Annotated in this window: 12 protein-coding genes; 5 read left to right on the top strand and 7 right to left on the bottom strand. The window is 58.0% G+C overall.

Annotated elements, in window-relative coordinates; translation table 11 throughout:
• The first annotated feature begins 33 nt into the window (after positions 1-33).
• The 5 genes from yidC (at position 34) to GOV38_RS21540 (ending at position 4747) form a co-directional block, all read left to right on the top strand.
• Positions 34-1857, top strand: coding sequence for a membrane protein insertase YidC (gene yidC, locus GOV38_RS21560; protein ID WP_171102909.1), 1824 nt, complete (start codon positions 34-36; stop codon positions 1855-1857).
• Between the two features lie 133 nt (positions 1858-1990).
• On the top strand, positions 1991-2644 hold the full coding sequence (gene yihA / locus GOV38_RS21555) for a ribosome biogenesis GTP-binding protein YihA/YsxC (protein ID WP_171208774.1): 654 nt from the start codon (positions 1991-1993) through the stop codon (positions 2642-2644).
• Between the two features lie 58 nt (positions 2645-2702).
• Positions 2703-3566, top strand: a complete 864-nt coding sequence (gene argB / locus GOV38_RS21550; protein WP_171208775.1) for an acetylglutamate kinase — start codon at positions 2703-2705, stop codon at positions 3564-3566.
• A gap of 18 nt (positions 3567-3584) precedes the next feature.
• Positions 3585-4253 (top strand): ferredoxin, encoded by a 669-nt coding sequence (locus GOV38_RS21545; protein WP_171208776.1) that lies wholly within the window; start codon positions 3585-3587, stop codon positions 4251-4253.
• Positions 4250-4747 carry a histidine phosphatase family protein gene (locus tag GOV38_RS21540; RefSeq protein ID WP_171208777.1) on the top strand — a complete coding sequence of 166 codons (498 nt, stop codon included), beginning with the start codon at positions 4250-4252 and terminating at the stop codon, positions 4745-4747. Before GOV38_RS21545 ends, GOV38_RS21540 begins: the two co-directional genes overlap by 4 nt.
• A 46-nt stretch (positions 4748-4793) precedes the next feature.
• Here GOV38_RS21540 and GOV38_RS21535 read toward each other — a convergent pair whose 3' ends face one another.
• The 7 genes from GOV38_RS21535 to GOV38_RS21505 form a co-directional block, all read right to left on the bottom strand.
• Positions 4794-5585: an amino acid ABC transporter ATP-binding protein gene (locus GOV38_RS21535; protein ID WP_305848767.1), complete on the bottom strand. Its 792-nt coding sequence runs from the start codon at positions 5583-5585 to the stop codon at positions 4794-4796.
• 12 nt (positions 5586-5597) lie between these two features.
• On the bottom strand, positions 5598-6896 hold the full coding sequence (locus tag GOV38_RS21530) for an amino acid ABC transporter permease (RefSeq protein ID WP_171208778.1): 1299 nt from the start codon (positions 6894-6896) through the stop codon (positions 5598-5600).
• A 3-nt stretch (positions 6897-6899) separates the two neighbouring features.
• The gene (locus GOV38_RS21525) at positions 6900-8132 is read right to left on the bottom strand and encodes an amino acid ABC transporter permease (protein ID WP_171208779.1); all 1233 of its coding nucleotides are present in this window, start codon (positions 8130-8132) and stop codon (positions 6900-6902) included.
• Positions 8133-8257: 125 nt separating this feature from the next.
• A complete protein-coding gene (locus GOV38_RS21520; RefSeq protein WP_171102895.1) occupies positions 8258-9274 on the bottom strand; it encodes an amino acid ABC transporter substrate-binding protein in 1017 nt (338 codons plus the stop codon).
• Positions 9275-9479: 205 nt separating this feature from the next.
• Complete coding sequence (locus GOV38_RS21515; RefSeq protein WP_171208780.1) at positions 9480-10187, bottom strand: ATP12 family chaperone protein; 708 nt, start codon at positions 10185-10187, stop codon at positions 9480-9482.
• Position 10188: 1 nt separating this feature from the next.
• Entirely contained in the window at positions 10189-10863 is a 675-nt protein-coding gene (locus GOV38_RS21510; RefSeq protein WP_171208781.1) for an HAD-IA family hydrolase, read from the bottom strand.
• The gene (locus GOV38_RS21505; protein ID WP_171208782.1) at positions 10860-11903 is read right to left on the bottom strand and encodes an RluA family pseudouridine synthase; all 1044 of its coding nucleotides are present in this window, start codon (positions 11901-11903) and stop codon (positions 10860-10862) included. The genes GOV38_RS21510 and GOV38_RS21505 overlap by 4 nt, the downstream gene beginning before the upstream one ends.
• Positions 11904-11931: the final 28 nt, after the last annotated feature.

The following is an 11931-nucleotide window of genomic DNA, read 5'->3' as shown; positions in this document are numbered from 1 at the left end:
GGTGTCTTTCACTGCTCAAGGTGGCTGTCCCAGATGGACGAACAGAATAAGAATCTCATCCTCGCAACCGCGCTCAGCTTTCTGGTGATCCTCGTGTGGTTCGTTCTGTTCCCTCCACCGGAACCGGCAACGACGACCGAGCAAACGGAAATCAGCGCCGTTGACGACACCGGGGTTCAAACGCCCAGCGCAAGCGACACCGTGGCCGAGGCCACAGCCGCGCCGGAAGAAACACTGCCAGAAGAGCAGGCCCCCCGCGTCGAAATTGACACGCCGCGTTTGAAAGGCAGCCTTTCGCTGTCCGGTGGACGCATCGATGAGCTGTTTCTGAAAGACTACAAGGTCTCGATCGAAGAGGGTGCACCAATCGTTGAGCTGCTGTCTCCGGTCGGCTCTGACTCGGCCTATTACGCGCTTTACGGCTGGGCCCCGGGCGCGGGTCTGACAGGCACAGATGTACCAGGCCCCAACACGCTCTGGACGCTGGAACAGGGCGACGCTCTGGGTGTCGACAGCCCGATCACGCTTGTCTGGGCCAACGGCAATGGCCTGACCTTCCGCCGCACCATCTCGGTAGACGAAAACTATATGTTCTCGGTCACGCAATCGGTCGAAAACGCCACCGAAGCCGAGGTAGGCATGGCCCCCTACGGCATTCTGGCGCGCCACGGCATTGGCGAAGATGGCGATCTGCCCGGCCTCAAGAACTTCTTCATCCTGCATGAAGGCGTCATGGTCATGGCTGACGGGGTTCTGGATGAGATCGACTATGGTGATGTCCGCGATTTCGACATCGACCCCAATGAGCGCGCGCAGGCCGAAGTTTACCAGGTCAAAGAAGGCGGCTGGGTCGGCTTTACCGATCACTATTGGATGACAACCTTGATCCCGGCCGAAGGCGCCACGTTCAAGGCCGCAGCGAAATACGATTCCCGCCGCAAGATCTATCAAACCGAAACCGTGCTGCCGACGCTGACCGTTGCACCGGGCACCACCGAAGAGGTGACGACACGGTTGTTCGCCGGAGCCAAGGAATGGGACGCTATCCGCGAATACCAGGCTGAAGGCGTGCAGAAATTCATCGACAGCATCGACTGGGGTTGGTTCTACTTCCTGACCAAGCCGATTTTCTGGCTGCTGCACAATATCAACCTGCTGATCGGCAATATGGGCTGGTCGATCATTGGCCTGACCTTGATCATCAAGGCGATCCTGTTCCCGTTGGCGTTCAAATCCTATGTCTCGATGGCGAAGATGAAAGAGCTTCAGCCTCAGATGGAGGCATTGAAGGAGTCCGCTGGCGACGACCGCCAGAAGATGCAGCAGGGCATGATGGAGCTGTATAAGAAGGAAAAGGTGAACCCCGCCGCCGGGTGTCTGCCAATCCTGCTGCAGATCCCGATCTTCTTCTCGCTCTATAAGGTGATCTTTGTCACGATCGAACTGCGCCAGGCCCCGTGGTTTGGCCCGTTCCAAGACCTCAGCGCACCTGACCCAACGTCGATCTTCAACTTCTTCGGCCTGTTGCCCTGGGCCGCGCCCCAGCCCGAAAGCCTGATGGCGCTGGTCTTTATCGGGATCCTGCCGCTGTTGCTGGGGATTTCGATGTGGCTGCAGCAAAAGCTGAACCCGGCACCAACCGATCCGACTCAGGCGATGATCTTTGCCTGGATGCCTTGGGTCTTCATGTTCATGCTGGGCGGTTTCGCCAGTGGTCTGGTGGTCTACTGGATCGCGAACAACACCATCACATTTACCCAGCAATATTTGATTATGCGCAGCCAGGGTTACAAACCGGATGTGTTCGGCAACATCAAATCCGGGTTCAAGCGAAGCCCGAAAACCGGGGATAAATGAGCAGCACCGCCACCACCTTTAGGCGGCGCGCCGACCATGAGCGTCTCAGCAAGACCCCCGGGCAAACCATGCCCGGGGATCGTGTTTGGGGCACCATGTGTCGTGTTCACGTTTGTGACGGAGTGCACATAGAATGACCCCTCTCCCCTTTCCGCTGGCCGAAGATCCCGACGCTCTTGCGTTGGATCATGGGCGCAAACTGTTCGCGGGACCGTCGGAATTTGTCAAAGGCGTGGTCGCGATGACCGGTTTGCCCGCTCCGGACAGGTTGGAGGTTTGCTTTGCAGGTCGCTCGAACGTGGGCAAATCCAGTCTGATCAATGCGCTGACGGGCACCAAAGGGCTGGCGCGCGCGTCGAACACGCCGGGCCGCACGCAAGAGATCAACTTTTTCACCCAAGGCCCCGAGCTCTATCTGGTGGACCTTCCCGGCTATGGCTATGCCAACGCGCCTGTGAAGGTGGTTGAGAAGTGGCAGCGGCTGCTCAAGCAGTATCTCAGTGGCCGTCAGACGCTACGCCGTGCCTTTGTTTTGATTGATGCGCGCCATGGGGTGAAACCTGTCGACGACGAGATCATGAAGCTGTTGGACACCAGCGCCGTCACCTTTCAATGCGTGATGACCAAGGCCGACAAGGTCAAGGAAAAGGATCGTGCGAAGGTTCTGGATCAAGTGCGTGCCGCGCTGTCCAAACACCCAGCGGCTTATCCTGAAATCGTTTTGACCTCTTCAGAAAAAGGGGATGGCATCCCCACCCTGCGTTCGATCATCGCACATCTGGAATAGCTTGCCCCTTGGCAGCCCGGCCTAAAGGTCCTAACAGGGAGCGCCAAAGGGACAAGCCATGAAGACACGAGACATGAATCGGGACTGGATCGCCACTGCCGCAACTCTGAACAGCGCGTTGCCGTATTTGCAGCGCTATGACGACGCCATCGTTGTCATCAAGCTGGGTGGCCACGCAATGGGCAGCGATGAAGCGATGGAGAGCTTTGCCCGTGACGTGGTTCTGATGCGCCAGGTCGGCGTGAACCCGGTGGTGGTTCATGGCGGCGGGCCCATGATCAACGCGATGCTGGACCAGTTGAACATCCAGTCCGAGTTCGTGAACGGCAAACGCGTGACTGACAAGTCCACTGTTGAGGTGGTCGAGATGGTTCTGTCCGGCCTCGTGAACAAGCGCATCGTGCAAGCGATCAACGATCAAGGTGGCATGGCGGTCGGCCTGTCGGGCAAGGACGCCAATCTGATGATCTGTGATCAGGCGGACCCGTCTTTGGGTTTTGTCGGCGCACCCTCTGAGATGAACCCGAAGGTCCTGCATGACCTGTTCTCGCATGACATGATCCCGGTGATCGCACCTCTGGGTGCAGGTCGCAATGGTGAGACGTTTAACGTCAATGGCGATACGGCGGCGGGGGCAATCGCCTCGGCGCTGAAAGCCGACCGCCTGCTGTTGCTGACAGATGTGTCCGGAGTCAAGAACGCGGGTGGAGAAGTTGTGACCGAGCTGAAAGCGGGTCAGATCCGCGAGATGACCATGGATGGCACCATTGCAGGGGGTATGATCCCCAAGACCGAAACCGCGCTGGATGCGCTGCACAGCGGCGTGCGGGCGGTGGTCATACTGGATGGGCGCGCGCCCAATGCCGTGCTGCTGGAACTGTTTACCGAGCACGGTGCGGGCTCACTGATCCGGCCCGATTGAGCGAACAGCGGAGGAGACATGACCGAGCGCCCCTCTGCCATAACCTATGAGATTGTCGAAGAAACCGCGCGTCAGGCAGGCCTGATCGTAATGGGTGCGCTGCACCCGCGTGTGACAGTCGCCAAGCAGTTGGACAGCGGGACCTTGATTCTTTTGGGTGCGGGGCCGGGCTTCTGGCCGGTTCTGAAGGCTGCACCGGAATGGCGAGGCCGTGACCCGGTGGATCAGTGGTCGCTGCGTGTGATTGGTCAGATGGCGCAGCAATTAGGTGCTCAGGCGCATTTTCCCTTTGGTGGTCCCCCCTATGCGCCCTTCATAGATTGGGCTTTGAAATCCGGGAGGACATTCAGCAGCCCGGTCGGGGCTTTGGTGCACGACACGGTTGGAATGATGATCTCATTCCGCGGAGCGCTGCAATTTGCGGACGAGATTGCGATCCCGCCGGCCTCGGCAGGTTCACCCTGTATCGCATGCCCTGCGCCATGTACCCAAGCCTGCCCGGTCGGTGCGTTAAATGACCAAAGCTTCTATGATGTCGAGGCCTGCCATGCGCATTTATCCACCCCTGAGGGCCAGACCTGCATGACCGGCGGATGTCTCGCCCGCCTTTCCTGCCCGCTCAGCGGGGGCGCAGGGCGCGATCCCGAACAATCCGCGCACCACATGCGGGCGTTTCACCCCTCATGAGCCGCGTTCTGATCCTAACACGGCATGCTAAATCCAGCTGGGATGACCCATTGCTGGACGACCATGACCGCCCTTTGAACAAGCGCGGGCGCAAATCGGCCCCAGCCATCGGCGCATGGCTGCGCGCGCAAGGCTGGCTGCCCGATGAGGTGCTGAGCTCCTCTGCAACCCGTACCCGCGAAACATGGGATCGGATGGGCTTGCAGGCAATCAGCAAGCGGTTCACCCGCGCGCTTTACCTGGCCGAACCCGAGGATATGCTCGCCGAACTGACGACCGCCAGCGGAGGCACCGTGCTGATGCTGGGCCATAACCCCGGCATTTCAGAATTCGCCAGCCGTATAGTGGCCCAAGCGCCGAGACATCCGAGGTTCCACGATTATCCAACCGGTGCCACTACAGTGATCCGCTTTGCTCTAACCGACTGGACGCAGATCAGTTGGCACAGCGGTACCGTGCTGGATTTCGCCGTCCCGCGCGAATTGCTGGAATGAAAAAAGGCGGGGCCAAACCCCGCCTTTTCTCTGAGATCGTCCTGTATCAGTGGCCCAGGATTTGGCTGAGGAACAGCTTGGTGCGTTCGCTCTGTGGATTGTTGAAGAACTCTTCAGGTTCGTTCTGTTCCACGATCTGACCGGCATCCATAAAGATCACGCGGTTGGCAACCTGGCGCGCAAAGCCCATCTCGTGGGTAACACACAGCATGGTCATGCCTTCCTCGGCCAGTTCGATCATGGTGTCGAGCACCTCTTTGATCATCTCGGGGTCAAGCGCCGAGGTCGGCTCATCGAACAACATGATCCGCGGCATCATGCAGAGCGAGCGGGCAATCGCCACACGCTGCTGCTGACCACCCGAAAGCTGGCCGGGATACTTCAACGCCTGATCCGGGATTTTCACCTTTTCCAGGAAATGCATCGCGCGCTCTTCGGCCTCTTTCTTGGGCGTCTTGCGCACCCAGATCGGAGCCAGCGTGCAGTTTTCCAGAATGGTCAGGTGCGGGAACAGGTTGAAGTGCTGGAACACCATGCCAACTTCCGACCGGATCTTGTCGATGTTTTTCAGGTCATTCGACAGCTCGGTTCCGTCCACCACGATGGTGCCCTGCTGGTGCTCTTCCAGCGCGTTCAGGCAGCGGATCAGGGTCGATTTGCCCGACCCCGACGGCCCCGCAATCACGATCCGCTCACCGCGGTTTACAGTCAGATTGATATCCCGCAGCACGTGGAACGATCCGTACCACTTGTTCATGCCGTTGATTTCGATGGCGACCTCGTCGCTCACCTGCATCTTGGAGCGGTCGATTTCGCGTTCTATTGCAAGTTCAGACATGTGTTGAACTCCTTAACGATGATCGGTGGCAAGGCGACGCTCGAGCCACTGTGAATATTGAGAGATGCCATAGCAGACGACGAAGAACAGAAGCGCGGCGAAGCCAAAAAGCTCCCAATAGATGCCCTGCCATTCGGTTGACGCCAGGATGGGTCCACGGATCATGCCCACCAGGTCGAACATCGAGATGACCGAAACCAGTGTGGTATCCTTGAACAGGCCAACGGCCACGTTCACGATACCCGGGATCGAGATCTTCAACGCTTGCGGCAGGATGATCAGACGCATTGCCTGCGGGTAATCAAGCCCAAGACTGTCTGCTGCCTCATACTGACCCCGCGGAAGCGCAGCCAGACCGCCTCGGATCACCTCAGCGATATAGGCGGCCGAGAACATGGTGATCATGATCACAACGCGCAGGAACAGGTCGACCGTGCTGTCGGGCGGGAAGAAGTAGGACAGCATCACCGAAGCCACGAACAACAGCGTGATCAAAGGCACGCCCCGGATGAATTCGATGAAGATCACACAGACCCACTTGATCAACGGCATGTCGGACTGACGGCCCAGCGCGAGGGCGATGCCCAGCGGAACCGACAACGAAACACAGGTGACACCCAGCATCATGTTCAACATGAAGCCACCCAAATCACGGCTGGGCACCGGGGAAAGCACGGCGTTCTCAGATGCGCCTTCGGGGATCAATGCTCCACCAAGGTTCCAGACGACCAAGGCCGCGATGATGGCGCCAAAGAACCCCGCTGCAAAGCTGTTCTTGCCCAGCTTCTGAAAGACAAAACCAGCAGCGACGCAGCCGATCAGCGCGACCAGCGGAACAAGAATTGTCCCACCCCAGATCAGCCAGAAGGCCACAAAGGGATACAGCGCTGTAATGATCAGCAGTTTCCGTGGCAGGTCGAAGAACAGGACCGGTGCAATGGCAACCAACATCAGCACAAAGGCCAAGTTTGGGCGCCAATAGGCGTCAGTTGGATACTTGAAGCCATAGATCAACTGCGGCCAACGCTCGGTTAGAACCGCAAAACAGGCCCCTGTCTTGCCCGCCAGAATCTCGCGGCATTCCGCCAGCGAGTTGGCATTCCAGACCCCATTCAGAATCCACGGCAATGTGTTCTTCAGAACAAAGTAGATCAGGATCAGCGAGATCACTGTCAGGATCGTGTTGCCGACGCCCGAGAACAAGTTCTCGCGCATCCACTTGACCACACCGACCTCATTTGCCGGGGGCGGTGACGGAGGGATAGTGCCTTCGGCCACAAAGGCGATCGGATTTGTTGTTTGATCGGCCATGGCTCAGCGCTCCTTCAACTTGACGGATGCGTTGTAGATATTCATCACCATCGAGATCAGCAGCGAGGCTGTCAGATAGAACAGCATCAGCAGCAGAACACATTCGATCGCACGACCGGTTTGGTTCAGCGTGATACCACCCAATGTCGCGGTGATGTCGGCATAGCCCACGGCAATCGCCAGCGACGAGTTCTTGGTGATGTTAAGATATTGCGAGATCAACGGCGGGATGATGACCCTTAGCGCTTGCGGCAGGATTACAAGGTTCATAATCCGACCTTGGCGCAGGCCCAACGCGGCCGCAGCCTCGGTCTGACCTTTCGAGATTGCCTGGATACCAGCTCGCACGTTTTCCGCAATGAACGCGCCTGTATAGATCGACAAAGCGAACCAAAGCGCGATCAGGGGTGCACCGATTTGAAGACCACCACGCAGATTGAAGCGGTTGGCCAGTGGATCAGGCAGGTCCCATGACAGTCCTAACAAGAATAGAACAACGATTAGCGGTACGAGCCAAATCGCAGCGTTCAACAGCAGCGTATTCGGTCTGATCCCCGTTTTCTCTTGCTTTATTTGGGCGTTTTTATTCACAACCCGCGTCGAGAAATAGGACGCGACCAAGACGCCAATCACAAGCAACCAGTTCGCAATTCCGCCAAATCCACCGGTAAAGTAAGGAAACGGTACGTATATTCCTCGGTTGGTAAAGGCAAACAGTCCGAGTGTCATTCCACGCTCGGCATCCTCACCCAAATAGGCCCTTGGTGCAGGCATCGAAGCGGTAATGATAAAGAAGATGATGAGGATCCAGATCAGAACGGGAATGTTCCGAAAGATCTCAACATAAAACGCCATCAGTTTTGAGATGAGCCAGTTTTTGGACAAGCGCAGAACACCAGCGATCACCCCAAACAAGGTTGCCGTGATACAGGCCAGAAAGGCCACCAACAACGTGTTCAGAATGCCGACAACAGCCGCGCGCCCGTGCGATGCTTGGCTATCATATTCAATCAGGCGCTGGTTGATGTCGTAACCAGACGGGTCGCCAAGAAATGAATAGGAAATGTTCAGGCCAGCGGCCCGGAGGTTCTGGATCAGGTTGTTGCCAAGATACCAGATGCTCAGCGCGATAACGATCGCCGCAATCACCTGAAATGTCAGAGAGCGATAGCGGGTGTCGTTTATGAGCATAGACAACCGAAAGTCAGCTTTCGGTGGGTCAGTCATAGTTGACATGATTTGGAGTCCCCGTGCTTATCGGGTGCGTTTCAACCGGCGAGGTTTTCCTCGCTCTCGAGCGACCCGTAGCATTTGTTATGAAAGAGGGCGCAGGTTACCCTGCGCCCTCTCCTGTCGAAATTTTAGCGGAACGGCGGCGAGTAGAGCAGACCACCTTCGGTCCACTGGGCGTTCAGCCCGCGTGCCAGACCGATCGGAGTTTCTTCACCGATGTTCTTGGCGAACACTTCGCCATAGTTACCGTCCACTTTGATCGCGCGGGCGGCCCAGTCAGCGTCCAGACCCAGCATCTCGCCCAGAGTACCTTCGGTACCCAGCAGGCGGTTGACTTCCGGGTTGTCCGTACCAGCGGCCATCTCGTCGATATTAGCCGAGGTGACACCCAGCTCTTCCGCCGAGATCAGCGCGTTCAGAGTCCAGCGGACAACATCACCCCACTCGTGATCGCCGTGGCGGACCAGCGGGCCCAGAGGCTCTTTCGAGATGATTTCGGGCAGCAGAACGTGATCACCAGGGTTCTCGAACGAGGCGCGAGTCGCGGCCAGGCCCGAAGCGTCTGTGGTGTATACGTCACAAGCGCCAGCCAGGTACTGCTGCTGTGCTTCTGCGTTGGTTTCGATCGGAACCGGCTCGTAGCTAATGTTGTTGGCACGGAAGAAATCGGCCAGGTTCAGCTCGGTGGTGGTACCGGTTTGGATACAAACGGTTGCGCCGTCCAGTTCCTTGGCCGAGCTTACGCCCAGCTCTTTGGGAACCATAAAGCCCTGGCCGTCGTAGTAGTTCACGCCAACGAATTCGAACTTGAGGTCTACGTCGCGGCTGAATGTCCATGTGGTGTTACGCGCCAGCATGTCGATCTCGCCCGAGGCCAGTGCGGTAAAGCGAGTTTTACCGGTGGTCGGAACAAATTCAACTGCACTTGCGTCACCCAAAACGGCTGCTGCAACCGCGCGGCACAGCGATACGTCAAAGCCCTGCCATTCGCCATTCGCGTCGGGCGAAGCAAAGCCGACCAGACCAGTGGTCACACCGCAGTTCAGCTTGCCGCGTGCTTTGACGTCGTCAACAGTTCCCGCCGCAGCTGCACCAGCAGCCAGACCGGCAATTGTCGCCGCGCCCAAGATTACGGATTTTTTCATTTTTACCTCTTCCTGATTTGCCATCCCCTGCAGGGACGTTTCTGTCCGGCACTCCCCTGCCGGAAAGGTTACCCAACGGGTGTCTCCCCTTAAGTGGCCTGAGTTTGGGCGCATTCATCAACAAACGTCAAGTGCCGGAACAGTGAAATCGATGGATCAAAGCCCAACCGGGCGACTCTGGCAGTGAAAAATTAAGCGCAAAGGATCAGTTCGATAGATCAAAGAAGTGTTTTGCATGCAGAAACGCAACGCGCTTCACTTCTGCCGCTGCCGCAGCCTCTTCATCATGACCCCATTGCTCGATCTGCCACAATTCGTCCAGACGCGAGATTTCCCAGATTGCATCGGGACTTCGCCAGTTCATCGCAGTGGCGAACCCCAAAACCAAAGAGCCAGACAGGCTGACCAGATCATGAAACGCGGCCAGTTGGAACGCGTCAAACGCATGTACACGTTGGGTTAACCGGGCAACAGCCTCGGATGGTTGAGGTTGGTGCAAAACACCGTCAACCGGTGAAAGCCGCGCATCCAGAGCCTCGGCTGCCCAATCCAGCGCGGGGTCCCATTGTGAGGCCTGGCGGTGGCGCAGCTCTTGCGGATGCGTCGCACGATAGCAAAGCAGATCCGAATCGCCATAGCCCGCCAACATGTCTGCGACTTCTGCGTGTTGATGAGTCACCTTGTCGATGGCTGCGTTGGCGGATCGCGTGACAGGCATGGTGACCGGATCAATCTCTTTCTCCTGCGCATCCCATTCCAGTGCAACCGCTTTGGCCATGGCTTGGGTCGGCAGGATCAAACCCGCTTTGGCAGGCGTCTTGACCCGCCGCCCATCCAGCTCAACAGTGAAACCACCTTCGGCCTCGACCACGGCGCTTTGCTTCCAAAAGCGTTTTGGTTTCCAGTCGCTCATCTTACTTGTCCCAAAGCTGTGCCAACGCAGGGCTAAGCTGCGCAAAGTCGTCTATTACCGCTGTGGCCGAGTTCAGAGCGGACACGTCGTGATACCCCCAACTGACACCGATAGAAGCAATCCCAGCCGCTGCCGCCATATCCATATCAAAGCGCGTGTCCCCGATCATAACGGCATTTCGTTCCGCGACACCGGTTTCTGAAAGGGCGGTTTGGATCATGGAGGGGTGCGGCTTGGAAGGGTGGTGATCCGCCACCTGCCGGGTGATGAAAAACCGCTCCAACCCGTGCGCTTCGACGAGCGCGTCCAACCCACGTTGCGATTTCCCGGTCGCGACACCCAACAATGTCTCGGGCTGTGCGTGCAACTCTTCCAGAACGTCGCGCGCTCCGGGATAAAGCGGTGAGCTTGCCGCCCCCTTCGCCAAGCGTTGAGTGTGGTACGCTTGCTTGTATTCTTCAACCAACCGAACCTGCGCAGCCTCTGATTGCTGCGGCGCCAAGTTCTGCATCGCTTGTGGCAGAGACAAGCCAACGATGGACAAGATCGCATCACGCGATGGCGCATCAAGCGACAAAGCCGAGAAACTGGCCGTCATGGCCGAAACGATACTGCCCTGGCTATCGACCAGAGTGCCGTCCACATCGAATAGAACCAAACGCAAAGGGTTGCTCATTGCAGCGACTCAAAGGGATCATCTGCGGCCAGATCTTCGGTCCAGCCCAAAGTGTCCCAGCTGTCTTTCATATGCGGCGGCAGGCTGGCCGTGATTGTCACGGCTTTGCGGGTCACCGGATGTTCGAAAGACAGGCGACGCGCGTGCAGATGCAGCTTTTTGCTGATGATTCCGCCCAGTTGCGCACCCCAGCCATCCCCCAGGTTTTCCTGACCTGACCCACCATATTTCCCATCGCCGATAATCGGATGCCCAATTGCGGCCATATGGGCCCGCAACTGGTGGGTACGGCCCGTGATGGGCTCCATCGCGACCCAGGCGGCACGGCCAGCGACACGGTAGAGCGTGGCGTAAAGCGTATGCGCCCGCTTGGCACCTTGGGTCTGATCGACATCGTTCAGATGCACGGCGATCATCTTTTCGCCTTCGCCCTGCGCACCATGGCCTGAGGCCTTGACCAGACCGGTTTTGATCTCACCCAGATAAGGGGTCGGCACGCCGGCAACCAACGCCCAATAAATCTTGCGCGTGTTGCGGTGACGGAAAGCCGCCGTCAGACCTTTGGCCGCATCCCGCGTGCGCGCCATCAGCAAGACGCCCGATGTGTCTTTGTCCAGCCGATGAACAAGGCGCGGGTTTTCGTCATAGCCAAAACGCAAGGCCTCGGACAAGCTATCCACATGACGAGTTTGACCACTGCCGCCCTGCACCGGCAACCCATGCGGTTTGTTCAAGGCCAGAACGTGGTCATCGCGATAGATCACGCAGGATTGGATCATCTTGGCATCCGCATCCGAAATCTGACGCCGCACCTCGGCCGGTTTGTGATCCGCGTCCGGCAAGGGCGGCACCCGTACCGCCTGCCCCACCTCAAGCCGGGTCGAAGCCTTGACCCGCCCGCCATCGACGCGCAGCTCGCCTTTACGGCACATCTTTTCGATGCGGCCCTGGCTCACATGCGGAAACAGACGCCGCAGCCACCGGTCCAACCGCTGGTCGCCGTCGCCCTCTGCCACGGTGATGATCTGTACGCCACTCATGTCGATTTCCTCTGACCCGCGCAGTCGA

This window comes from Ruegeria sp. HKCCA5839, from assembly GCF_013035585.1.
Lineage (GTDB): Bacteria > Pseudomonadota > Alphaproteobacteria > Rhodobacterales > Rhodobacteraceae > Ruegeria.
The sequence above is the reverse complement of the archived record's forward strand: the minus strand, read 5'-3'. Positions and strand labels throughout refer to the sequence as shown.